This is a genomic window from Paraburkholderia sp. UYCP14C, from assembly GCF_004197395.1.
In the GTDB taxonomy this organism is placed as follows: domain Bacteria; phylum Pseudomonadota; class Gammaproteobacteria; order Burkholderiales; family Burkholderiaceae; genus Paraburkholderia.
The window spans coordinates 53,293-76,594 of the sequence record NZ_SELS01000038.1 but is presented as its reverse complement, the minus strand read 5'-3'; the positions used below and the strand labels follow the sequence as shown (position 1 = coordinate 76,594).

Annotated in this window: 20 protein-coding genes and 1 pseudogene; 9 read left to right on the top strand and 12 right to left on the bottom strand. The window is 61.3% G+C overall.

The window, feature by feature from the left end; genetic code table 11:
- Positions 1-37 precede the first annotated feature (37 nt).
- Both EVC45_RS28650 and EVC45_RS28645 read right to left on the bottom strand, forming a co-directional pair.
- Entirely contained in the window at positions 38-1,069 is a 1,032-nt protein-coding gene (locus EVC45_RS28650; RefSeq protein WP_129961558.1) for an ABC transporter permease, read from the bottom strand.
- On the bottom strand, positions 1,062-2,612 hold the full coding sequence (locus tag EVC45_RS28645) for a sugar ABC transporter ATP-binding protein (RefSeq protein ID WP_129961571.1): 1,551 nt from the start codon (positions 2,610-2,612) through the stop codon (positions 1,062-1,064). Before EVC45_RS28645 ends, EVC45_RS28650 begins: the two co-directional genes overlap by 8 nt.
- Positions 2,613-2,844: 232 nt before the next feature.
- On the opposite strand from EVC45_RS28645, the gene EVC45_RS28640 reads away from it, so the two are divergent.
- Positions 2,845-3,546 carry a FadR/GntR family transcriptional regulator gene (locus EVC45_RS28640; RefSeq protein ID WP_129961557.1) on the top strand — a complete coding sequence of 234 codons (702 nt, stop codon included), beginning with the start codon at positions 2,845-2,847 and terminating at the stop codon, positions 3,544-3,546.
- Between the two features lie 92 nt (positions 3,547-3,638).
- Here the strand turns inward: EVC45_RS28640 and EVC45_RS46975 are convergent, their stop codons facing one another.
- Together EVC45_RS46975 and EVC45_RS46970 are read right to left on the bottom strand one after the other, a co-directional pair.
- Positions 3,639-4,001 carry a hypothetical protein gene (locus tag EVC45_RS46975; RefSeq protein ID WP_248295294.1) on the bottom strand — a complete coding sequence of 121 codons (363 nt, stop codon included), beginning with the start codon at positions 3,999-4,001 and terminating at the stop codon, positions 3,639-3,641.
- Positions 4,002-4,072: 71 nt separating this feature from the next.
- On the bottom strand, positions 4,073-4,513 hold the full coding sequence (locus EVC45_RS46970) for an aldolase/citrate lyase family protein (protein ID WP_248295293.1): 441 nt from the start codon (positions 4,511-4,513) through the stop codon (positions 4,073-4,075).
- A 215-nt stretch (positions 4,514-4,728) separates the two neighbouring features.
- Between EVC45_RS46970 and EVC45_RS28630 the strand changes: the two genes are divergently transcribed.
- Positions 4,729-5,937, top strand: coding sequence for an MFS transporter (locus tag EVC45_RS28630; RefSeq protein WP_168991552.1), 1,209 nt, complete (start codon positions 4,729-4,731; stop codon positions 5,935-5,937).
- Positions 5,938-6,207: 270 nt separating this feature from the next.
- Here EVC45_RS28630 and EVC45_RS28625 read toward each other — a convergent pair whose 3' ends face one another.
- From EVC45_RS28625 to EVC45_RS28600, 6 genes and pseudogenes are all read right to left on the bottom strand, one after another.
- The gene (locus EVC45_RS28625) at positions 6,208-7,932 is read right to left on the bottom strand and encodes an FAD-binding protein (protein WP_129961556.1); all 1,725 of its coding nucleotides are present in this window, start codon (positions 7,930-7,932) and stop codon (positions 6,208-6,210) included.
- Between the two features lie 65 nt (positions 7,933-7,997).
- A complete protein-coding gene (locus tag EVC45_RS28620; RefSeq protein ID WP_129961555.1) occupies positions 7,998-9,233 on the bottom strand; it encodes a CaiB/BaiF CoA-transferase family protein in 1,236 nt (411 codons plus the stop codon).
- A gap of 16 nt (positions 9,234-9,249) precedes the next feature.
- On the bottom strand, positions 9,250-10,083 hold the full coding sequence (locus EVC45_RS28615; RefSeq protein ID WP_129961554.1) for an enoyl-CoA hydratase-related protein: 834 nt from the start codon (positions 10,081-10,083) through the stop codon (positions 9,250-9,252).
- A 108-nt stretch (positions 10,084-10,191) separates the two neighbouring features.
- Entirely contained in the window at positions 10,192-11,463 is a 1,272-nt protein-coding gene (locus tag EVC45_RS28610) for a TRAP transporter large permease (protein ID WP_129961553.1), read from the bottom strand.
- An 11-nt stretch (positions 11,464-11,474) separates the two neighbouring features.
- Entirely contained in the window at positions 11,475-12,008 is a 534-nt protein-coding gene (locus tag EVC45_RS28605) for a TRAP transporter small permease (RefSeq protein WP_129961552.1), read from the bottom strand.
- Between the two features lie 12 nt (positions 12,009-12,020).
- A pseudogene (locus EVC45_RS28600) lies at positions 12,021-12,940 on the bottom strand (TRAP transporter substrate-binding protein).
- 532 nt (positions 12,941-13,472) lie between these two features.
- Here EVC45_RS28600 and EVC45_RS28595 point away from each other — a divergent pair.
- From EVC45_RS28595 to EVC45_RS28565, 7 genes are all read left to right on the top strand, one after another.
- Complete coding sequence (locus EVC45_RS28595; protein WP_129961551.1) at positions 13,473-13,898, top strand: MaoC family dehydratase; 426 nt, start codon at positions 13,473-13,475, stop codon at positions 13,896-13,898.
- A gap of 46 nt (positions 13,899-13,944) precedes the next feature.
- Positions 13,945-15,090, top strand: coding sequence for an acyl-CoA dehydrogenase family protein (locus EVC45_RS28590; protein ID WP_129961550.1), 1,146 nt, complete (start codon positions 13,945-13,947; stop codon positions 15,088-15,090).
- A gap of 44 nt (positions 15,091-15,134) precedes the next feature.
- Positions 15,135-16,328, top strand: a complete 1,194-nt coding sequence (locus tag EVC45_RS28585) for a CaiB/BaiF CoA-transferase family protein (protein WP_129961549.1) — start codon at positions 15,135-15,137, stop codon at positions 16,326-16,328.
- A complete protein-coding gene (locus EVC45_RS28580; RefSeq protein ID WP_129961548.1) occupies positions 16,325-16,768 on the top strand; it encodes a MaoC family dehydratase in 444 nt (147 codons plus the stop codon). The genes EVC45_RS28585 and EVC45_RS28580 overlap by 4 nt, the downstream gene beginning before the upstream one ends.
- A gap of 214 nt (positions 16,769-16,982) precedes the next feature.
- Positions 16,983-17,876, top strand: coding sequence for a helix-turn-helix domain-containing protein (locus EVC45_RS28575; protein WP_129961547.1), 894 nt, complete (start codon positions 16,983-16,985; stop codon positions 17,874-17,876).
- A gap of 143 nt (positions 17,877-18,019) precedes the next feature.
- Positions 18,020-19,240 (top strand): glycoside hydrolase family 88 protein, encoded by a 1,221-nt coding sequence (locus EVC45_RS28570; RefSeq protein ID WP_129961546.1) that lies wholly within the window; start codon positions 18,020-18,022, stop codon positions 19,238-19,240.
- Between the two features lie 46 nt (positions 19,241-19,286).
- Positions 19,287-20,459, top strand: a complete 1,173-nt coding sequence (locus EVC45_RS28565) for a fumarylacetoacetate hydrolase family protein (RefSeq protein ID WP_129961545.1) — start codon at positions 19,287-19,289, stop codon at positions 20,457-20,459.
- 129 nt (positions 20,460-20,588) lie between these two features.
- Here the strand turns inward: EVC45_RS28565 and EVC45_RS28560 are convergent, their stop codons facing one another.
- Complete coding sequence (locus EVC45_RS28560) at positions 20,589-21,974, bottom strand: MFS transporter (protein WP_129961544.1); 1,386 nt, start codon at positions 21,972-21,974, stop codon at positions 20,589-20,591.
- A gap of 89 nt (positions 21,975-22,063) precedes the next feature.
- Positions 22,064-23,230 carry a Xaa-Pro peptidase family protein gene (locus tag EVC45_RS28555; RefSeq protein ID WP_129961543.1) on the bottom strand — a complete coding sequence of 389 codons (1,167 nt, stop codon included), beginning with the start codon at positions 23,228-23,230 and terminating at the stop codon, positions 22,064-22,066.
- Positions 23,231-23,302: the final 72 nt, after the last annotated feature.

Below are 23,302 nucleotides of genomic sequence, written 5' to 3'. Positions count from 1 at the left end.
TCTCGCTCCTCGTTTTTCGTGGTTGAACTGCGTTTAATTAACGCTTCCTGCTTCGCAATTGATCGATCCATACGGTGCCCAGAATCACGACGCCGATGATGATCTGCTGGATGAAACTCGACACCCCATTCATGTTCAGGCCGTTACGCAGCACGCCAATGACGAACGCGCCGATGGCGGTGCCCGAGATCGTGCCCACGCCGCCCATCAGCGATGTCCCGCCGATCACGGCACTGGCGATCGCGTCGAGTTCGTACATGACCCCCTCGTTGGGTTGACCGGTCACGAGACGGGACATCAGCACGCAACCTGTGACGCCCGCAAGTGCGCCCGAAAGCACATAGGTGAACATCTTCACGCCTCGCACGTCGACGCCCGAGAGACGAGCTGCTTCGGGGTTGGAGCCGACGGCGTAGATGTGTCGACCGAGCGACGTCTTCGAAAGGAGGATGGCGCCTGCAATGAAGAACACGACCATGATGACAACGGGATAAGGGATGCCTGGAAACGTCGTATCCGGAAACCCATCTGCGCCGATATGGGAAACCCGGAACAATGCGCCGTTGCCAAGGACACCGAATTCGTTGCCGAGGTCCGAGACGGGTCGAGCTCCGGTGATTTGAAGAGCGAGACCTCGAGCGACCAGCATCATGCCGAGCGTCGCAATGAACGGCGGCAATCCCATTCGCGTCACGCAGGTCCCATTGACGTATCCGCATAGAGCACCTACGAGCACGCCGCAAAGCATGGCGAGAGGCACAGGCATACCGGCCTTCGAGAGCAACGCGGCTGAAACACCCGCGAGCGCCAGCACCGAGCCCACCGACAGATCGATGCCGCCTGTAATGATGACGCAGGTAGCGGCAACGCCCAGGTAGGCGATCGACGTCACTTGCAAGCTGACGGTCATCATGTTGCCGACAGAAAAGAACGCGGAGCTGGTGACCGAGAAAGCAATCACAAGTGCAACGAGGCTGCCCAGAGCCGCGAACTTTTGAATCAGTTCGCGGCGCCGCTGCCGAGCCGAGCGATCCGTGGGCCGGCTATGATCCGAAGCCATTTCAAGCATGTGTACGCCCCGAAGCAAAGTGCATGATTTCCTCCTGACTGGTCCTTTTCGTTTCAAAAACGGCCGTTATCCGGCCCTCATGGAAAACAGCGATTCGATCGGTCATTCCGAGCAACTCCGGCAACTCCGAACTGATCAGTACGACACCGACACCGTCCGCGGCGAGCCGATCCATCAGGCCGTAGATGGCGAACTTCGCTCCGACGTCGATGCCGCGCGTGGGCTCATCGAAGAACAGAATCTTCGATCCCCGGTACAGCCATTTGCCGATCACGACCTTCTGCTGATTGCCGCCTGACAAGTTGCGAGCGGTCTGCGCAACCGACGGCGTGCGAATGGCGAGGTCATGAACATAGCGACGCGCGATCGCAGCTTCTTCATCGAAGCGCAAGAATCCCGCGCGAGACGAGATACCGCCAACGTTCGAAAGCGTGATATTCGCGGCGACAGACATCCCGAGCGCGAGGCCCTCCAGTTTGCGATCTTCCGACAGGTAAGCAATGCCTTGACGAATCGCTTCTCGCGGCGAGCGAATCGTCACGCGATTGCCGTGCAACTCGATGGTCCCTTCATCCAGTTTGTCCGCACCAAAGATTGCTCTAGCCACCTCCGTGCGACCCGCCCCCATGAGACCCGCGAAACCGAGAATTTCGCCTTTGCGCAGTTCGAATGACACGGGGCCGAATACGCCTGTGCGGTGCAGACCCTGCGCGCTGAGCAGCACATCTTGCGTAGGTACGGATTGCCGCGCGGGATATGCATCATCGAGGGACCGCCCCACCATGCGTGCGACGATGTCATTGATAGTCAATGCCGCGAAATCGTCGGTGGATATGTGCCGGCCATCGCGCAGGATCGTGACACGATCTACGATCTGTGCCATCTCGTCGAGGCGATGCGAGATGTAAAGGATCGCCACCCCAGCCGCGCGGAGTTCCTGAATGATTCGAAACAGCTGGGCGGTCTCCGATTCGGTCAAGGAGGACGTTGGTTCGTCCATGATCAAAACGTTCGAATCGAACGAAAGCGCCTTCGCAATTTCCACCATCTGCTGCTGAGCGATCGACAGCGTGCCCACGAGTGTCGTGGGAGCCACGTCGAGGCCGATTCGTTGCAAGCAGCGCACGGCGTCCGCATTGAGCTTGCGAGTATCGACGAACGGTCCGCGCTTCGGCTCGCGTGCGAGGTAAAGGTTCTCCGCCACGCTCAAATGCGGAACGAGGTTCAGTTCCTGATGAATGATCGCGATGCCTGCGGCCTGGGCCTCCGCCGTCGAACCGTATCGCACCGATGCGCCGCGAAACCACATGGTGCCTTCGTCAGGCTGGTACTGGCCGCTGATGATTTTCATCAACGTCGACTTGCCGGCGCCGTTCTCACCGCAGACTGCGTGAACCTCTGCCGCCCGAAGGTCCAGACGAATGTCATCGAGTGCGAGTACGCCGGGAAATCGCTTCACGACGCCCTCGAGGCGCAGGATTTCCCGTCCCGGCGCGTCCCGACCGGTAACGGCAAGGCTTGACGAACTGCGGGGCACTGTCATTTCGTCTCCATGTGTCACCACCCGGACTTGGATGCGGTCAGGCCAATTTGGTTGGATTAAAGTCAAAATCCTTATCGTGGTCAAGCCAATATTGATTTCACGCGACACATCTTACCAATGGTAGAAACCCCTATAGGCCCCGCAAACCCTTGCGAGGCAATGGTTCACAGCCATCTTGCTAGACTTCGACGCATGCTGTACGGTTCTCTCCAGCGTCCCTTTTGCCCCAACGATGAAATCAACAGAACCCAAGCGGCTTTACCAATCCGTCGCCACTCAAATCGTCGCGTTGATTCGTCAGGGTGAATTTCCGCCAGGAGAGCGCTTACCTCCAGAACGGGAACTAGCGCTGAAGCTCGGCGTGTCGCGTCCGTCGCTGCGCGAAGCATTGATCGCGCTCGAGATCGGCGGCCAGATCGAGATCCGGATGGGATCGGGCGTTTATGTTCGCGAGGCGGGCGAGGACGCCGCAGGCACGGTGGGAGCGCTAGGCGACAGCCCATCGGAATTGATGCAGGCACGAGCCGCCATCGAAGGCAGTGTGGTCGTACTTGCCACGGCGCATATGACCGCAGCCATGCTGGATCGGTTGCGTCGCACAGTCGAGCGGATGCGTCGACTCGCGGCCGCTGGGAAATCGCCCGTCGAGGCGGACCGGCAATTCCACATGTTGATTGCAGAGGCCGCGGGTAATTCGGTGCTCAGCCGCTACATGGAAGAGTTATTCGATAGCCGCCACGATCCGATCGCAGCCGCCATGCGTGGTCATGCGGAAACCGCCCAAACGTGGACGGCAGCCGTGCAGGAACATGAGGCCGTGCTGAAGGCTCTGCAGGCCGGCGACCCTATCGCGGCGCAAACGGCGATGCGCGCGCACCTCATGGCTTCCGAAGAGCGGTGGATTAGCGGGGCATTGAAACAGGACATCGACTAGTTCGTCTGCTCGCCGGGCAACGCCTTCGGCGGAACAGGCTCCCGTCTCTCTCGCGAATCAGGCGGCCCCGCCCCGCGCGAAGTGTTTCGCTCCTACTTAGATACGACGACGTTTTCTGCCATCGAAATTACACGTTGCGCCATTCGGATGTTCGCATGGTCGATCAGTTTGCCATCGACCTGAACGGCTCCGCGTCCCCCGCGCTCCGCCTCGATCAGCGCCGCCGTAACACGTCGAGCCTCGGTTAGCTCATCCTCGCTCGGAACAAAAGCGCGGAGCGTCGCATCGACCTGACAAGGATGAATGACCTGCTTCCCGTCGGAACCCATTGCAGCCTTAACAGCAAATGACGACGTCAACTCGCCATCACGGAACGCCCCGCGAGGCCCATCGATTGCCCTGAGACCGTGAGCGCGCGCCGCGACCAGGATACGCATCATCGGATTGGCCCACATATCGAGTGCCGTGCTCGAGTAATCGCCTTGCGCCGAGCGAGAGGCGAGGCGGTATCCGGGATGCGAAAGTCCTATATCCACCCCCTTTGCCCGATCGATGCCGAAAAGTCGCCTACGCCAAAATGCAGTGACTCGATCAATTCCGAACGTCCCGCAATCTGCTCGCAGTTCACAAGCCCGAGAGCCGTCTCGATCATCACTTCCAGCCCGATCGGCGTCTTCCGACGCTGGCCGTGAAGGTTGATCAACCCAACGACGCCGTCCACGTCAGTCGTACCTTCGACTTCCGGAACTAGCAGCGTGTCTAGCCGGGGCGCCAACGTGAGCAGCTGGGCCACTTTCTCGACCTCGAAGATGGCGTGCCGCAAGCTCAAAAGGAGGCCGCGCTTCTCGGCGCCATCGCGGCGATTAACGAGCTCGACTGGGGGCGCAAAACCGTTAGCGTGCGCGTCAATGTGCCGGCTAGTGCGACCATCGAAAGGGAGGTAGCTACGCGCCGCCGACTCGACCATCCGACGCTGATGGGCCGGCACCGCAAGGAAGATTCTAGGCCGAAATCGATCAGGCCAGGCTGGAGCAGACGAAAGCGCAGCGAGAAGGCTGCCTACTCATTATGGAGCGAGACATGTCGATCAACACGCCAGCCGCCATGGCATATTCGGAAGCCCCGTTAGACTAGCGCAGTGTCTATTCAAAGGTGTCGTGGCGACTTATCCCCTTTCTGCTCATGTGCTACACAGCTGGCTATCTCGACCGCGCGAACGTCGGCTTCGCCAAGCTCCAGATGCTCGACCAACTCAAGTTCAGTGAAACGGTCTATGGTCTCGGCGCGGGTATCTTCTTTATCGGCTATGTGATATTCGAAGTACCGAGCAACATCGTCATGCATAAGGTCGGCGCGAGGATCTGGATTGCCCGGATCATGATTACGTGGGGCCTTCTTTCGGCAGCGATGGTGTTCGTTAAAACTCCGACTACCTTCTACGTGATGCGTTTCTTTCTCGGCGTCGCTGAAGCCGGCTTTCTGCCTGGCATCTTGCTATACCTGACGTACTGGTATCCGTCGTCGCGGCGTGGAGGCATCATTGCGCTATTCCTCGGTGGCATTCCTCTCGCAGGCATGCTCGGCGGCCCGCTTTCCGGTTGGATCATGCATTCGCTAAGCAATATCAGCGCGTGGTCTGGATGGCAAATAATGTTCCTGTTCGAGGCGGTGCCATCGGTACTGCTCGGCATCGCGGTGTCTTTTGTACTGGGCAATGATGTCCGCTCCGCCAAATGGCTCACAGAAGCGGAGAAGCAATTGCTCGAGACGAATCTCGAACGTGAGATTCCGGAGGCCCAGGTGCATTGGCTGCGTGGCGCCTTCACCGACGCTCGCACGTGGATTTTGTGCGTCATGTATGCCTTCATCCTGATGGGCGAATACGGTGTTCTGTTCTGGATGCCCACTATCATCAAGGACAGGGGCGTCACGGATCCGTTACAGGTCGGCATGCTGACAGCGATTCCCTACACCGCGACTGTTATAGCGATGTTCCTTATCGGGCGACATTCGGATAAGACACGTGAGCGCCGTTGGCATCTCGCGCTGCCTGGCGTCGTCGCCGCAATCGGCCTCGGGCTCGCCGCGAAGTATCCGCATAGCACCGTGATGGCCGTGTGCGGGCTGACGATCGGCATGATAGGTGTCCTGTCGGTCGTTTCGCAGTTCTGGAATCTGCCGCCTGCCTTGCTGGGCGGTGTGGCGGCCGCCGCGGGCATTGCGCTCGTCAATTCGGTCGGCAACCTGGCCGGCTTCGTCAGCCCGTACATGCTCGGGTGGATCAAGCAAAACACGGGCAGTACGAGCATCGGGCTGTATGTCCTTGCCGCGAGCATGATCGTCGGCGGCCTGATCGTGTTCTGTTTCCCGTCGCGATTGATTGATCGTTGAGGGCGGCGGCCTTGCTCTGGAGCGCACCTCGCGCTCTATTTGCCAGGGGAAACAGGGCATACTCTACCCAGATCTCAGCGACCGTCGGCTCCGCTAACGGCGTGGATGGATAGGTCGGATACCCCCGGCAAGGCGAGGAACGCGCTGGAAACTGATTTGAGCTTCGCTGGCATGACCGGCCCGATTCGTGTGCCGATGGAACGCGACAGCGTCTACGGTATTCTCGTGGTTTGGATTCTGCCGCGCACGGCCACTGGCTTGACGTTCCGCTCAGCCCGGCAAATCCGCCAGCCGCCCGAACCACAGGCCTTCCGGTACGTTGCGCTCGAGGAAGATGTTGCTGGCGAAGTCCGGATTGCGCTCGGGAAAATCTTCGCGATAGTGACCGCCGCGACTCTCACGTCTGGCAAGCGATGCGCAAGCCATCAATTCACCGACCTGAATCAAGTTCGCCAACTCGATGCTCCGGATGAGCTCGGCCGGAGTGCGGATCATCGTGTCCTGAAACAACTGGTCTCGCGTCTCCCTGCAGATCCGCCTGAAGGTCTGAAGCCCGGCTTCCTCGCGCACGATCAGCAAATACCGGTTTGCACTCTGCTGAATCCGTGCTCTCAGTTCGTCCACCGTGTGCCTGCCACTTCGGCGGAATTGCGTGGCGACCGTGCGCCTGTCGTCCAGGGCCCCCGCAATCGCGCGGTGGTTTGTCTTTCTCGCTCGTTCGGCCGCAGCGAGGCCCGCGCGGCGGCCGAAGACCTGGCACGTCAAGGCCATGTTGCCGCCGAGACGGTCGGCGCCATGTGGACCCGCTGCCACCTCACCCGCAGCGAACAAACCCTTCAAATTGGACTGTGCGTTTTCGTCGATGTATAAACCGCCGTTGATCGCATGTGCGGAACAGGTGATCTGCACTCGGTCGCGATGAAGGTCGACGCCGTGCTCCTTATACCATTGGCAGGTCAGCGGCCACATCCTTGCGATGCTGCGGCTCCTGTCGGCCAGTATCGCTTCGAGATCGCATCCGACGAAGTCGAGAAACACGCCGCCTTCAACCGTGCCGCGGCCATCGTTGAGTGCCTTCTGAATAGAAATTTCGACATAGCGCGAGATGTCGCTTGAGCTGAATGGGAAGTGCCGCTCTTTTTGCCGAATGACATCAACCTGAGCGAGTCCCGCCGGCAGATAGTCACGGACGAACGCCCTGCCATCGCGGTCGGTCAGATTCGGCTGCGCGTCCCACAGGTAGTTGCCGAACAGGTTGACGAAAGGCGTCAGCACGCTCACACCGGCCTGCATGAACTCCATGTTGACCAGTCTTGCGCCCGCGCGATAAGCCATTGCATAGCCGTCGCCGGTAATGTCCGATGGATACAGGTTTTGGGCGAACAGCTGACTTGCGCCGCCGGTGGTAAGAATCGTCGACTTGGCACGGATCAGCACCGGGTTTCCATCAGAATTGATCGCGTATGCGCCGAGACATTCGCCGTCCCGCGTTAGCAGGTCGACGAGCATCAACCGGTCCATGACCTTGATGCCTCGCCGCGACGCTTCGGTCCCCAGCGATTTCACGATGGGTTTGAAGTGCTCATGAATCACATGTGAGCGCGCCCTGGAAGAAAAGCACGCGCGAAAAACCAGGTAATGGTCGTCCTCGCGCTCGAACTTGACGCCGTACCGTTCAAGGTATCGCAGGGAATCCTGCGCTTCGTTCGCCAGAATCGCGCTCAGGCGCGGGTCGGCCATGCCTTGAGCGGCATGCAGGATATCAGCGAGAAAAACATCAGGATTGTCGCTTGGGTCCCCTGCTCCGTCCGGCACATTGAAGGCGCCTACTTCAGCTACGCTATGAAACGTCGCGCCGCTTTTGCCAAATTGACCTTTGATCACGACCAGCACGTCAGCGCCGGCGGAATCTGCTTCGAGCACAGCCCGCAGCGCAGCGCCGCCGCTGCCAACGACGAGCACGTCCGTCATGACTTCCCTGTACTTGTCACTCATGCCTGCTTCTCCTGTTTTCATCGACACGTGCGGCACGCTGGCCGCGTGGACGGCGCCCCCCTGCTTCAAGCAACGCCGTCTTTTGCCGCGTCCGCGGCAACGGCCGCGGCGTCCTCGGCAACGCCGATTACGCCGTCCGCCAGCAACGAGTCGATGGTCGGCCGGCTCATTCCCAACCCTGACAGGATGTCGATCGTGTGCGCGCCCAACCGTGGCGGCGGCGTGCGGATAGCCGGCGCGCTGCCGTTGTAGCGCACCGGGTGATTGACGAGCGTCACGGGGCTGCCGGTTGCGCCTTCGACTGTCTCGAAGCTGTTCAAGTGGCGCACCTGCGGATCGGCAACCACCTGCTCATAATCGTTGACGCGCGTGTGCCAGACATGATGCCGCTCGAAGAGTGGCAACCAGTGCGCCGTCGTGTTCTGCGCAAGTCGGCGCGCAAGCCGGTCGGAGATTTCCTGCTGCTCGTCGAATGCGCCCTTCGCGGGAATCCGTTCCTTTTCCGGGATCTCGAGGATCTGATAGATGATGTCAAGAGGACTCAGCGACAATGCGATGAAACCGTCCGCAGTTGCGTATATGCCATACGGCGCGGGGAAGTACCAACCTGATACACGCCCTGCCTGTCGCACGTCGTCACGGCCTTCGCCGTTCAGGAAGCACGTGAGAGACTCCTGTTGCAGATCGAGCGCAGCCGCCAGCAAGCTAACGTCGACCCGGCAGCCTTCGCCCGTACGCTCACGGTTGAGGAGTGCCGTCAGGATACCGTTCGCATACAGCGCAGCGCCGTGATGATCGACGACGGACACACCCACCGCGCGCGGACCGCCCTGCCGGGTTCCGGTGATTGTCGCGATACCCGACATGGCCTGAATGATCAGGTCCTGCCCTGGCCGGCTGGCATAGGGTCCGTCAGGACCGAATCCCGAGCCGGACGCATAGATGATGTCCGGCTTGATCGCCCTGAGCGCGTCGTAACCCAATCCCAGCTGTTCCATCACACCGGGACGGTAGTTTTCGGCGACGACGTCGACTTGTGGCAGCAAGCTCATGACGATCTCGATCGCCCGCGCGTCCTTGAGATTGAGCGCCAGACTGCGCTTATTGCGATTACCCATCAGAAGCAGCATCGTCTGTCCATCGATGGCGCGGTTCGCGCCGCCCCATTTGCGCTGAAATGCGCCGTCGACAGGTTCGACAGCTATGACTTCGGCCCCGCAATCGGCGAGGTGCTGCACGCCCAAAGGCCCCATCAGAAAATGATTGAAGCTGAGAATGCGGATACCGTTCAGCCCGTTCATACGATCTCCGTTAGGATCAGCGACCCTTGAAGTGCGGCGGCCGCTTTTCGACGAATGCGCGGTGGCCTTCGGCGCGATCCTCCGTCTTGAACACGTCGAGATTCGCCTGATGTTCCCGCTGCAGGCCTCGTTGAAGGTCGGTCTCGAAGGAATCGAGCACCGCGCGCTTGGCCAATCGGACCGCGAGCGGCGCGCGGGCGGCGATCAGCGACGCGATCTCGATAGCGCGCGCGATGCTGCGTGCCGGCGCGACGACCTCGGTCACCAGTCCGTGGCGCTCGGCCTCGGCAGCCGTCAGCGGTTCGCCGGTGAGCACGAGTTTCATCGCCACTGTCTTGCCGAGCACCCGCGGCAGGCGCTGAGTGGCGCCATCGCCCGGGAGCGCGCCGATCACGATTTCTCGCTGCGAGAAGGTCGCGTCGTCCGCCGCGACGACGATATCGGCCAGCATCACCAGCTCGTGGCCACCACCGATGGCGAAGCCGTTGACCGCAGCGAGCAGCGGCTTCGGAAACGTTTCGATCGCCTTCCAGCTCGCGAGGCGCACCGGGTCCGCATACGCTGCGACCCCGCGTGCCGCCATGTCGGCGATATCCGCTCCCGCGCTGAAGAAACGCTCGCCGCCGGTGAGCACGACAGCCCTGACGTTGTCGCTGGCTTCGGCCGCCGCGAGCACGCGCGCCAGTTCCTCCAGCAGCGGCACAGACAGCGCATTGCGCTTGTCGTGATGATTCAACGTGATCAACCAGACGAACTCAACGGGTTGTTCCAGCTTCAGGTACCGCAGGTCCTCGCCTGCGGCAAGCGGGACCGGCGCCGCTCCGCTTCGTTCGATGTGAGCCGTGTTCATGATGAGCCTCTCGGTATTGCGATCGCTTGGTGCGCGAGAACAGTCGCCGCGCACGAAGTTCTGAAGATTGGGCCGGGCGCGTGCGGGCGGCGGCCCATTGTCCTCGTGTTATTTGATTGCCAGCAGGTTCGGCAGGAAGCGTGGGATATGCGGGAAAACAATGATCAGCAGCAGGTCGACTGCCAGCGCGAAGATGAACGGCAGGATCGCCCGAGTCGCTTTTTCGACGGACACGCCGCCGATCGATGCAGCCGTAAAGAGGCAAAAGCCGATCGGTGGCAGGTTGATGCCGATGGCCGAGTTGATCAGTACGATGACACCGAACACCACCGGGTCGATATGCATCTGCACCACGAGCGGCAGGAACACAGGGATCACCACCGCGATACTCGAGATCGTTTCCAGTACCGTATGGGCTGCCAGAAGGAAGAGATTGATCAGGATCAGCAACACGAACGCGCTGGTCGTCACGGCGAGAAAGCTGTTGGCGACGTGCAGCGGGATTTGCGCCTCGATCAGATAGCGGCCGAGCACGAACGCGAGCCCGAGAAGAAACGATACCCGCGTGGTATTGATAGCAGTGCGCGTGAGTATTTCCCTGAAGTGCGACAGCTTGAGCGACTTGAAGACGAAGGCGCTCACCAGCGTCACATAGACCGCCGCGATGACGCCTGCCTCAACCGGGGTGAAGATGCCGCCGAGAATACCGCCCAGAATGATCACAGGAGTCAGCAGTGCCAGGATCGCCTGTCTGAACGTGGTCCACAGCCGCGCGGCGGAAAACGGTTCGATGGCCGTATAGTTCTGGTGCACGGCAGTGACGTAGTTCACGAGCATGAAGGAAATCACGACCAGCAGCATCGGCACGATCCCCGCGACGAACATCGTGCCGACCGACACGTTGGCGGTGTACGCATACACCAGCATGCTCATCGACACGGGCGACAGCAGTCCGAGCGAGCCCGCGGCCGACTGCAGCGCCACTGCGAACGCGCGTGAATAGCCCTGCTTGACCATCCCCGGGATCATGACCGAGCCGATCGCTGCGGTGTCCGCGGTCGCCGAACCGGAGAGGTCGGCGAAGAACATGCTGGCAACGATCGTCACCTGCCCGATGCCGCCGCGCATAAATCCGACAAGCGCCTGCGAAAAGTCGATGATCCGGCGCGAGACGCCGCCCGCATCCATGATGGCGCCAGTCAACATGAAGAACGGGATGGCCAGCAGGCCGACGTTATTCAGGTTCGCAAACAGCTGCTGCGGAATCACCAGCAGCGGGGTTCCATTCAGCGTCAATGCAATCGTCGCCGCAATGCCGATGCAAATGGCCACCGGTACACCCAAGCCGAGCAATCCGGCGCCTAGAGCGAGTGCCCACATGTTGATTCACCTCAGATATGTTCGGAGACGCCCTGCAACAGAGAGGGCCTCGTTTGCGCGCCGGGCGCGAGATGGGAAACCGCGATTCGCACCGCGGAATGAAAGACCAGCAGCGCGCCGCAGACGGGAATCGAGAGATACGGGTAGACCATGGAAACTGGCAAAGAGGTCGCGGTTTCCGTGCCCATCAGCTCGAGCATCTCGCCACCGTACATGACGAACACCACGCCGAGCGCGAGGACTACGCAGTCGGTAAGGTCCGCCAGTGTCTGCGCGAAGATGGGCGGACAACGGTCGGCCAGTACCCGCACCTCCGGATGAACCCGCAGCTTGGCTCCTGCCGCCGCACCGAGGCACGTAAGCCACACGAACAGATAAGCCGCGAGTTCGTCGGACCACGACAGCGAGTCCTGCAGGATGAAGCGAAAGACCACCCCGAGGCCAGCGACGCACACCATCGTGAGAAGCAGTCCACCGCATAGGAACAGCGTGATCTTCAGGACCAGGTCGTCGATAAACAGGAGACTACGCGCAAGCTTTTCCATGGCGCTCCCCCTTCATTTCGAAGCGACAGCGGACTTGTCGGCCGCCTTGATTTCCTGGTAAAGCGCCTGGCCATCTGGAATGTTGCTGAGCAGGCTCTGGCGCGCCCGTTCGGTCGCGGCCTCCCACGGCGACGTGTTTACCTCGCTCACCTGGGTGCCATTCTTCTTCATCGTTGCGAGCGCGTCGTCGTACTCGTGCTTGTATTCCTTCATGTCGTAGTCCGCGGCGACGGCGGCAGCGGCCTGAAACGCCTTCTGCTCGTCAGGCGAAAGACGCGTCCAGGCGCTCTTGCTCATTGCCAGCACCACGGGCAAGTAGTTCACGTGGCTCAGGTAGTAATGCCTGGCGACATCCGAAAATTTGTCCTGGATGAACTGCTCCGGTGAGGTATCGCCGCCGTCCACCAGACCTTGCGAAAGCGCCAGAAATAACTGGTTATAAGGCAGCGGCGTCGGGTTTGCGCCGAGAGCCTTATAGCCCGCGATATAGCCGGGGCTCTGCATCACTCGCACTTTCATATCCTTCATGTCACCGAGCGAGCCGACGGACTTCTTAGCCGTGAACAAATTGCGTTCGCCCACCGATAGCCACGTCAGGCCGATCATGTTGGCGGCCGGCATCATGTCGAGGAACTTGCGGCCGACCGGTCCTTGCAGAACCCGGTTGGCGTCGTCGATGCTGCTAAAGAGGTAGGCGTATCGAAAATCTGCCACTGCCTGATCGTGTTTCCGATCGGCGCCTGGGCGGAAATCATGAGCTCCTGCGTGCCGGTGCGCAGCGCTTGCGCCATCTGCACTTCGCCGCCGAGCTGTGACTGCGGAAAGATCTCGATCTTGACCTTGCCGTGAGTTCGCTGCCCGACCTCCCTGGCGAACACCTGGGCAGTCAGCTGATAGTGGTTGTTCGGAGCGAGGGTGTGGCCCAGCTTCATGACGATCGGGTCGTCGGCGCGGGCGACGCCGGCGACAACGATGCCTGCCGCGAGCAGCGTACCTACCATGATGGCGCGTCCTGCGCGGCGCGCGCTCAAGAATGCTTTCATTTCGTCTCCTTCCGTACTGGAATTTAGTCTTTGCTCCGCATCCGGTCGATCCGTCTGCAGGCGCTTCAAGTATTCGTGAGTGCACGCAACGGGCGTTAGGACCGGTCGCCTGATTTCTTGTACTTTTTTACGGCGTCTTTAATAGCAAGCGTTTCACAGCCGGGGTGGCGACTTATCCGGTTCACACGGGGAAAGCCCTTGGCGATATTGCCTGATGACTAACCGGGGCGATCGGCGTGCCGATTGCGGACCGGCCGACCAGTGCAATCACTGCGCACGTGCGGTCAAAAAAGTCCAAGCATTCCCCCAAACCGTCCTAACGGTCAGCAACCCGCGCTGATTAAATTTCAGTCATGGCCGCCGGCCCCAATCAACGAAGAACAGGCCGGCTTCTCAACCCACTCTCACTGTCAGAACCACCATGGCCAAACGCCCGCACATGGATTGTTACGCGCTCGGCGACACTGCCGATTTCGCCAAGACCGTAACCGAATTCGATATCTACGGCTTCGCCGGGATCGTCGGCGATTTCTATGCCGTGCATTTGAACGAGGAATTCGCCAAAACCACGCGTTTCGAAAAGCGCATCGCGCAAGGATGTCTGTCGGTCGGCTTCTTATCGACTGTGATGGGCTATATGGCGCAAAAGGCGCCGAGCCCTGGTGCGGTTTCCTATCGCTACGACATCACGTTCAACGCGCCGGTATTTATCGGCGACACCGTCACTGCCCGGCTCACGCTGCGCGAGAAGGACGACGGTCGCAACGTATGCGTGTTCAGAGCAGAGGTCACGCGCCAGGACGGCACGGTGGTCGCATCCGGCGATACCTATCTGAAGGTGCTGTAACCCAGCGCACTGCCTTTAATCTCTCCCGCATTTCACGGAATCGAACATGCCGCATTGGTTAAACGAACAACACACCGCGATACGAGACGCCGTGCGCCGTTTCGCGGAAAACGAAATCGCTCCTGTCTCGGAAGAGCTCTGGGAAGCCGAAGCCTTTCCTTACGACATCTGGAAGCGTGCCGGCGAGCTCGGCTTCGCCGGCCTGCCCTATCCGGAGAGTTGGGGGGGCGGCGGTGGCGAATGGCTTTCCTATGTGATCGTGCTGGAAGAACTCGCACGGGTGGATTGCGCAATCGCCAATTCGCTGATGGCCAATTCGACGGTCGCGAGCCTGCTCTCCAACTATGGCACCGATGAGCAGAAGGACCGCTATTTGCGACCTATCCTCGACGGCCGCAATGTCGGCGCGATCGGATTATCGGAGCCCAACGCGGGCTCCGACGCGGCTAACATCGCGACGCGTGCGACGCTGGAAGGCGACCGATGGGTCATCGATGGATCAAAGACCTTCATTAGCAACTCTGGCACGGAAGTGACCGGACCGGTCGTCATCGCCGCGGTAACGGGCACGCGCCCGGACGGCCGCAAGGAAATCTCCAACTTCATCGTGCCCAACGGCACCCCCGGTTTCAGCTACGGACGCAAGCTGCGCAAGATCGGCTGGCGCGCATCGAGCACCTACGAGTTGTTCTTCGAGCGCTGCGCGATTCCGGCCGCCAACCTGCTCGGCGAACGCGGTGCGGGCTTGCGACAGACGCTCGCCCAGATCAGCACGGGCCGAATCCTGATCGGCGCGCTCGCGCTAGGCATCTTGCAGGGGTCACTGGATCGGTCGATCGCGTACATGAAGGAGCGGCGCGCGTTCGGCAAGCCGATCGCCGAGTTCCAGGCGCTGCAGTTCAAGATCGCCGACATGGCGGCACACGCGCACGCCGCGCGGCTGATGCTCTACGATGCCGCCGCGCAGAAAGATGCGGGCGTTCGTTTCGATCAACAGGCGTCGATGGCCAAGCTCTTCGCCACCGAGCGCGCGATGGAGGCGGCTCATCAGGCGTTGCAGATACATGGCGGCTACGGCGTGATGAGCGAGTACCCGGTGTCGCGCGCATTCGGCGACGCCAAGGTGCTGGAGATCGTCGAGGGGACCTCGGAGATTCAAAGAATGATCATTTCGCGAAACCTGCTTGCCTGAGCCCTCAGTCAAACAGGTACGAATACGCGCTCAGGAGACGAGTCATGCTGGAAGGCATCAAGGTACTAAGTTTTACTCACTTCTTACAGGGCCCCGCTGCCGTGCAGATGTTGGCCGACGTCGGCGCGGACGTGATCAAGATCGAACCGCCGGGCGGCGCGTTCGAGCGAAGCTGGACCGGCTTCGATGCGTATGTCGAAGGTGTGAGCATGTTTTTCCTGCTCGGCAACCGCAATCAGCGCAGCATCTCGCTGGATCTGCGCGACGAGCGCGCGAGAGAGATCGTCTCGCGGCTGCTCAAGGAAGCCGATGTCCTGATCGAAAACTACCGCCCAGGCGTCCTGCAGCGCATGGGCTTCGGTTACGACGATGTCCGCGAGATCAATCCGAGGCTCGTGTACTGTTCGTGCACCGGCTACGGGTCATCGGGGCCCTATCTCAAGCGGCCAGGGCAGGACCTGCTGCTGCAGGCGATCAGCGGCATGACGATGCTCTCCGGCGACGCCGACTCCCCGCCCACGCCAGTCGGATCCGCGATCGTCGACCAGCACGCGGCGGCGTTGGCGGCCTTCGGCGTCGTCGCGGCCTTGCAGGCGCGTGAGCGTACCGGCAAAGGCACGCTGGTCGAAAGCAATCTGCTCAACGCGGCGCTCGATCTTCAGATCGAGCCGTTCACCTACTACCTGAACAAGGGGCCACTCTGGCCGCGCACAAACCCGCCGACCGGCAGCCGGTTCCATCCGGCACCGTACGGGATTTACCGGACTCTCGACGGCTGGATCGCCGTTTCGCTGACGCCCACTGAGAAGCTGGCGGCGGCCTTGTCTCAACCCATACTCGCCGGGTTTTCGCACCCAAAGGACAATGTGCGCCGCCGCGACGAATTGAACCGCATCGTGTACGACGCGCTGACCACGCGCACGACGGCCGACTGGATGACGACCTTCGACAAGCACGACATCTGGTACGCGCCCGTGAACGATTACGATCAGGTCGAGGCCGACCCGCAAGTGGCGCACAACCGCATCATCATGGAGGTCGACCATCCGCAGGCCGGGCCGGTTCGCTTGCTCGCGCATCCGGTTCGATACGACGGCGCAGCACCGCCGCTCACCCGTCAGCCGCCGCGCCAAGGCGAGCACACCCGCGAGGTGCTCGCCGAACTGGGCTACGAGCCGCACGAAATCGATACGCTGGTCGAAGCCGGCACAGCGCTCACCGAGCGGAGAACCGCATGAACACGCATCTGAATCAGAGTCGGGAGATGCTGCGCTTTGACGATATCGCGATTGGCCGCTGCCAGATCCTCGTGCGTACCATTGCGGAAAGTGACGTGAACGCTTTCGGCCATCTGTCGGGCGATCTGAATCCGTTGCACATGGATCAGCACTTCGCGGCACACACGCCATTCGGCCAGCGCGTGGCGCACGGCCTGCTGACCGCGGCATTGGTGTCGACGACGCATACCGGGTTGACCGGTCCCGGCTTCGTCTACGTCGGGCAGGAGTTGCGCTTTCTCGGACCCGTCTTCATCGACGATACGATCAAAATCCACGTGACCGTAGTCGAGAAGAAACCCGCCAAGCGCATCCTCGTAATGGACACGATGGTTCGCAATCAGGACGGCAAGCCGGTGCTGAGCGGATTGTCGGCGCTGAAGGAATTGCGTTTCCAGTGAACCGACACGATGAGCTGACCCAATGAGCTGGCAATCGGCACGCGAGGCCGAGACTTTGCGGGTTTTCGACAACAGCCGTCACCCCGCTTTGCTATTTACAATTAAACTATTTTCGGTGTCGAACCGACGAAGGAGAAACAGCGGGCTTGACTTAGCCGGGGGGCAACTGGCTAAGCGAGCGTGAGAAATGCGCTGGATGCAGGAGACAAATCAGATGCCTAGCGGTTGTGGTTGTGAGTTGCCGGTATTCAAGATCGCTCACTACGAGTATGGGTCGCGAATCAAGTCGATCGATTTTCATCTCGCGCCTCTCGAAGATATGAAATCGACGTTGCCGTATCCCCATCGGCACGAGTTCTATCACGTCGTCTGGGTCGAGTCGGGTAGCGGTCACCACATCATCGACTCGATCCGCTACGAGGTGCGGCCCAATACGCTGTTTTTCATGGCCCCTGGCCAGATCCACGATTTCGCGTTGTCCGAAGACACCATCGGGCACGCGATCAGTTTCTCGTCCGAATTTTTCGCGTTCAAGGTGCAGAACCGCCATTCGCAGACCGAGATTCCCGTCTACGATTTCGAGCGAATTCCGAACACGGTTTATATGAGCGACGCACAGGCTCAGGACCTTCGCCGTGTGCTGGATGGAATCAATGCGGAATATCAGGGTGAAGAGGCAGGCTACGAGGACGTGATCTGGTCATATCTGCGGGTTCTGCTCATCAAGGCCGCGCGCCTGGGCGGCGACGCCGTCACCGAGGTCAATTCGTCGCGTAGCGTGCTGTTGTCGCGACGCTTCAAGAGCCTGCTGGAAAAACATTTCGCCACGATCCATGACGTCGCTCGCTACGCCTGCCTGCTGAACGTCACCGAACGGGCGCTAAACGATGCAACGCGTCAGGCGCTCGGCAGCACCGCGGCCAAGCTGATTCGTGAACGCGTGATGCTGGAAGCGAAACGTCTGCTGCTGCATTCCGAGGTCAATGTGGCCGAGATCGCGACCCAGCTTGCGTTCGACGACCCGGCCTACTTCAGCCGATGTTTTCGCAAGCATACGGGCCGCTCGCCCATCGACTTTCGCCGCAGCCTGGAAAAACTGAGCATCTGACGCAGTGGCACGATACACGCCCGGTGCGGGTAGAAAAGTCCAACATAAGCCGCACTTCGTCCTAACTGCCTGAACCGCCGCACTCCTAGAATTTGCGTGTCCCCGTCACTCGGGAAACGTGAAAGCAATCAGGAGACAAAGGCGTGAATGCTTCGTACCAAGATCAAGGGCTGTCCTCTGAACGGTCCGCCCTCTTCACCGGTATCCTCGACCGCATGGCGGCCAAAGTTGCAGAGGACGAGCCGACGCTCGGCGTCGAATTCCCTCAGATCACGGCGCCCGATGGAAAGTGGGTGCTGCTCCCCGCGTCGCTGTCCGCGGGCTACAGCGGTTCAGCCTGGAGCCACGGCAACTGGTTTTGCGGGTTCTGGGTCGGACTCCTGCTGACGTCGTATTTGCACACCGGCGAGGACAAATACCTCTCGTGGGCCCGTGAGCGCATGCGCCTCGTCGCGCAGCGCGCGCAGGACCCCAACACGCACGACATTGGCTTTATCTTCGACAGCAGCGCCGTCCCCGGTTATGAAATCTCCCGCGACCCGTGGTACGCGCAAATTGCATTGGAAGCCGCGGACAAATTGCGCGCCCGCCTTGTCACCACGCGCAGCGGCGCCTATCTCGCTTCCTGGGGCCCGCTCGACGATCCGCGCGGACGCAGCGCCTCAGCTATCGACACGATGGCTAATCTATCGTTGCTTTACTGGGCGGCGAACCATTCCGGGGACGGCAGTTATCGCCTCGCCGCCGAAGCGCATTCCGTCATGACCGCGAAGGCGTTTATCCGCCCGGACGGTTCGACTTATCACGCGGTCGAATATGACGTAACGACCGGTGTGCGCCGGCGCGGCTACACGTTTCAGGGCGCATTCGATGAATCGGCCTGGAGCCGGGGCCAGGCGTGGGCCGTCTACGGCTACGTGAACACGGCGCGTGAAACCGGCAAACGCGTCTGGCTCGATCTTGCAGGGCGGCTAGCGGCGTACTATCTGCGCCGGCTCGATGGACGCTCGGTGCCACCGTGGGATTTCGACGCCACTGGCGCGGACGCGGAAATCAAGGACACGGCCGCAGCAGCGGTGATGGCGTCAGCGCTGATCGAGATGGGCCGTCTGCATCCCGATCCTGCCGGTGCGGTTCACTGGCGCGAACACGGACTTGCGATGCTCGAAGCTCTTTGTCATGACGAGTTTGCCTACGAACCTGCGCATCGCGGACTCCTGAGAAATTCCTGCTATTCGAAGCCGCACAATGAAGGCGTCGACGGCGCGACGATGTTCGGCGATTTCTTCTTCGCCGAAGCGCTGAGTCGCGTGATGTTGCCAGGCAAGCTTCGGCCCGGCACGCAACGCGTATCGCTCGCCTGAAGCACCCCTGCCTCGCGGTTCCGAACCCTCGCTAGCCAATCCGTCCATGATATCGAACGATCTTCCGCCTTTCGTACCTGCTGACCTACCCGATGCGCTGCTGGTCGGACGCATCTGGCGAAACGCGCCGATAGACGGGCCGTCGGTCGTCGTTGTTCGTGCCGGTCAGGTCTACGACATCACGGCGTCGGCGCCGACAACCTCCGATCTGTTCGAGCGCGTGGACCTGTTGGAGTTTGCGCGTCACGTCGAGGGCGAAGCGCTCGGCCCCGTCGAGAACATCGGCCACGCATTGCTCGCGCCATGCGATCTTCAGGCCATCAAGGCATGTGGCGTGACCTTTGCCGTGAGCTTGCTCGAACGGGTCATTGAAGAACAGGCTACCGGCGACGCGACGCAAGCCGACACGGTGCGCGCGACGATCGCGCAACTGATCGGCACTGATCTCTCCAGAATTCGCCCCGGCACGCCAGCTGCCGACAGTCTGAAGCGGGAACTGGAACGGCGCGGCGCATGGTCGCAATATATGGAGGTCGGCATTGGGCCTGACGCAGAGGTGTTCACCAAGTCTCAGCCGATGTCGGCAGTCGGCTACGGCGCGGACGTCGGGCTTCACCCGGCCTCCCACTGGAACAATCCCGAACCGGAAATCGTTCTGGCGGTAAACAGCCGCGGAACGATCGTCGGCGCAACCCTTGGCAACGACGTCAATCTGCGCGACATCGAGGGCCGCAGTGCGTTGCTGCTCGGCAAGGCGAAAGACAACAACGGCTCATGCGCGATTGGTCCTTTTATCCGCTTGTTCGATGATCGCTTCACGATGGACTCGGTGCGGGCGGCCAGCGTGTCGCTGAGGATAGAAGGCGCGGACGACGGATTCATTCTCGAAGGCAGGAGCCACATGCGCGAGATCAGCCGTGACCCGGAGGAACTCGTCGCCCAGACTGCCGGCCCACATCACCAGTATCCCGACGGCTTCATGCTGTTTCTCGGCACGATGTTCTCCCCGATTAAAGACCGGCATGCTCCGGGCAGTGGCTTCACGCATCACCTCGGAGACAAGGTGACTATTGCAACGCCGGAGCTCGGCGCACTGGTCAACACCGTGCAGTCGTCAACCGAAATCGCGCCCTGGCGATTCGGCGTGCGCGCTCTATACGAAGCCCTTGCAAAACGACTTGCGCTTGCCCGCGCCATGGGGCCGGTAAGCGATGCGTAAATCAGCGAACAGGCCGGCGAGCTTCCACTCCACCCACATTAGCGACTCGCCGGCCCCCTCGCCGGGCTGCCGCTCCAGCACCGAAAATGACCAGGTCCCGGACGGCACAGCAACCGGATCGATTTGCACTCACCGCGCCAGAGGATGCGGCGAGTGCGCGGACGCTCGCGCGCCCGGCGCCGCGGCCGCCTCATCTCCCGGCTCCGCGGACAGATCGCGCTTGAAAGTCTCGGCGAGGAAGAACGCGCACACCAGGCTCAGCAATCCTGTCGCCGCGATATAGATCGAAATGGGCAGCGTCTGGCCATACGTCGCGAACAGATAGGTGGCGATCAATGGCGTCGGTCCCGACGTGATGATGCCGGCGATCTGATACGGCAGCGAAGCACCTGTATAACGCACCCGGGTCCCGAACAGTTCCGCGAACCACGTCGATTGCACGCCGTACACCGACGCCTGGCTCAACGCGATACCGCACACGTACGCCACGAAAATCAAAGTCGGATTGCGTGTCTCGAGCAACGGGAAGAACGCGAATCCATAGATTGCCACGAATACCGCGCCGAGCATGAAGACGGTCCGGCGTCCGATAGCGTCCGACAGCTTGCCGAACAGCGGCAGCGTGAACAGCGCAACCACGCAGCCCACAATGATGGCGTTCAGCAGCAGTCCGCGCGACAAGCCGAGCCGCGTCGTTCCGTACACCAGCACGAACACGTTGATCACGTTGAAGGTGATGTCGACCGCGAAACGCGTGCCGATCGTCAGCACGAGGTCTTTCGGATGCCGGCGCAGCAATTCGATCAGCGGCGCTTTCACGACCTGCCTGCTCGCCTTGATCTGTTCGAATACCGGCGACTCCATGACGCGCAGGCGGATGAACAGGCCGATCGCGATCAGCGCGACGCTCAGCAGGAACGGCAGGCGCCATCCCCAAGAATAGAACGCCTCGGACGGCAGACTCGAGACGGCTTTGAACACGGCGGTCGAGAGCATCAATCCGAGCGGCACGCCCAATTGCGGGAACGCGCCGAAGAAACCACGCTTTCTGGCCGGTGCCGTTTCGACCACCATCAGCACCGCGCCGCCCCATTCGCCGCCGACGCCGAGCCCTTGCAGGAACCGCATCGCGACCAGCAGCATCGGCGCCCAGACGCCGATCGAGGCGTAAGTCGGCAGCAGGCCGATCACGAAGGTGCCGACGCCCATGATCGTCAGCGTCGCGACGAGCGTCGCCTTACGTCCGATGCGATCGCCGAAATGCCCGAAAAACACGGCGCCGAAGGGCCGGGCGAGATAGCCGACCGCAAAACTTCCGAACGCCGCGATGGTGCCGACCGTCGGATCGAACGAGGGAAAGAACAGCTTGGCGAAGACCAGCGCCGAAGCGGTGGCATAGAGAAAAAAGTCGTACCACTCGATGGCGGTCCCGACCACCGAGGCGACCAGCACACGGTTGACGGCCGACCGGCTGATGACCGGGGTGTTGCCGGATAAAACGGGCGATGTTTTCACGTCTCCTCCCTTCTCTGGGAATCTATGTTTTGAACTGCTGCGTGTCGGCGGCGCGGGGCCGCCCGCACGTTACGATCAGTTCACTGTGCTCACCAGTGCAGTTCCATCGGGAACTGGTCGAGCGTTTCGACGCCGCCCGAGGTCAACCGCACGATACGTTCCGTGCGCAGACCGCCGACGTTCGGCACCGTGATCGTCGCCTTCAGCGTAAAGACCATGTTTTCCTGCAGCACGGTCCTGTTGCCCGGCCCGATCCACGGCGCTTCTTCTTCCGGGTCCATGCCGGTGCCGTGACCGGTGCCATGGCCGCGCGCTTCGCTCGAGTATTGCTCGTAGTTGGATTTCACCAGCGCCTGCTGGATCACGGCGTTCAACTCCATCGCCGCCATGCCGGGACGCGCGGCGGCCAGCCCCGCTTCGACCGCGCGCGCCGCTGCCGCGACGATCGCCATCTTCTCGGGATTCGCCGGACCGTAGGTAAAACCGCGTCCGCCGTCGGCCACGTACCCACGATAACGCGCACCGATGTCGGTCATGATGAGGTCGCCCGGTTGCAGGATGCGGTCGGTGGGGCGCGCCAGGTTATACGCCGAGCGCGGACCGGATTGCACCATCGAATCGAACGCGGTCCGGTCCGCGCCGCCCGCGAGCATCGCGCGGTCGGCGATTAGTGCGAGTTCGCGCTCGGTGTAGGGACGGCCGTCGGCGAGCGCGTCGCGAATCGCGGCCATCGCCGCATCGGTCAGGGCCGCGGCTTTACGCATCAGCGCGACCTCCGCCTCGCTCTTGATCGCCTTGATTTCGGCCAGCACCATCGTCGGTTCGAGCTTCAGTTCGCCGAGACCGGCGTTCAGGCGCTGCAACAGGTCCGCGGGGATATAGGCGGCGCCGGCGAGGCCGACCGTGCCGTTACGCTGCCGCGCCGAAAAGGCCTGCACCTGTTGCGTGACTTCACGCAGACTGCGCACCTCGAAGGCGGTCACGCTCGTCGCGTAATCGAAGCATTGGTCCGACACGAACAGCACGGGGTCGCCGTCCACCGGCAGCAGCAGGATCGCATTGGCAATGTCCGATACGCCGTCGAGCGGGCGGAACTCGGTGAAGTAGCCGATGTTCGCGCCACGCCAGCAATCGCCGAATGCAAGCAGGCCGACCAGGCCCGCCTTGTCGAGCGCGCTGCGGACCTTGGCGACGCGGCCGAGGAACTCGTCGGTGGTGATGCCTTCCGGCGGGATGTCTGCAGTACGGATGTTCATTACCTCTTCGCCTCCTGTGCGGCTGCATGCGCGGATGCTGGATGCAGCCGGTCTCAATGCCCGTGATGGGAA

Excerpts from the sequence above, each read along its gene's own strand:
- EVC45_RS28565 (WP_129961545.1), top strand. The coding sequence starts at position 19,287 with ATGATATCGAACGATCTTCCGCCTTTCGTACCTGCTGACCTACCCGAT.
- EVC45_RS28645 (WP_129961571.1), bottom strand. The coding sequence starts at position 2,612 with ATGACAGTGCCCCGCAGTTCGTCAAGCCTTGCCGTTACCGGTCGGGAC.
- EVC45_RS28625 (WP_129961556.1), bottom strand. The coding sequence starts at position 7,932 with ATGAGTGACAAGTACAGGGAAGTCATGACGGACGTGCTCGTCGTTGGC.
- EVC45_RS46970 (WP_248295293.1), bottom strand. The coding sequence starts at position 4,513 with ATGGTCGAGTCGGCGGCGCGTAGCTACCTCCCTTTCGATGGTCGCACT.
- EVC45_RS28615 (WP_129961554.1), bottom strand. The coding sequence starts at position 10,083 with ATGAACACGGCTCACATCGAACGAAGCGGAGCGGCGCCGGTCCCGCTT.
- EVC45_RS28605 (WP_129961552.1), bottom strand. The coding sequence starts at position 12,008 with ATGGAAAAGCTTGCGCGTAGTCTCCTGTTTATCGACGACCTGGTCCTG.
- EVC45_RS28590 (WP_129961550.1), top strand. The coding sequence starts at position 13,945 with ATGCCGCATTGGTTAAACGAACAACACACCGCGATACGAGACGCCGTG.
- EVC45_RS28595 (WP_129961551.1), top strand. The coding sequence starts at position 13,473 with ATGGCCAAACGCCCGCACATGGATTGTTACGCGCTCGGCGACACTGCC.
- EVC45_RS28575 (WP_129961547.1), top strand. The coding sequence starts at position 16,983 with ATGCCTAGCGGTTGTGGTTGTGAGTTGCCGGTATTCAAGATCGCTCAC.
- EVC45_RS28620 (WP_129961555.1), bottom strand. The coding sequence starts at position 9,233 with ATGAACGGGCTGAACGGTATCCGCATTCTCAGCTTCAATCATTTTCTG.
- EVC45_RS28650 (WP_129961558.1), bottom strand. The coding sequence starts at position 1,069 with ATGCTTGAAATGGCTTCGGATCATAGCCGGCCCACGGATCGCTCGGCT.
- EVC45_RS28610 (WP_129961553.1), bottom strand. The coding sequence starts at position 11,463 with ATGTGGGCACTCGCTCTAGGCGCCGGATTGCTCGGCTTGGGTGTACCG.
- EVC45_RS28555 (WP_129961543.1), bottom strand. The coding sequence starts at position 23,230 with ATGAACATCCGTACTGCAGACATCCCGCCGGAAGGCATCACCACCGAC.
- EVC45_RS28585 (WP_129961549.1), top strand. The coding sequence starts at position 15,135 with ATGCTGGAAGGCATCAAGGTACTAAGTTTTACTCACTTCTTACAGGGC.
- EVC45_RS28640 (WP_129961557.1), top strand. The coding sequence starts at position 2,845 with ATGAAATCAACAGAACCCAAGCGGCTTTACCAATCCGTCGCCACTCAA.
- EVC45_RS46975 (WP_248295294.1), bottom strand. The coding sequence starts at position 4,001 with ATGTGGGCCAATCCGATGATGCGTATCCTGGTCGCGGCGCGCGCTCAC.
- EVC45_RS28580 (WP_129961548.1), top strand. The coding sequence starts at position 16,325 with ATGAACACGCATCTGAATCAGAGTCGGGAGATGCTGCGCTTTGACGAT.
- EVC45_RS28630 (WP_168991552.1), top strand. The coding sequence starts at position 4,729 with ATGTGCTACACAGCTGGCTATCTCGACCGCGCGAACGTCGGCTTCGCC.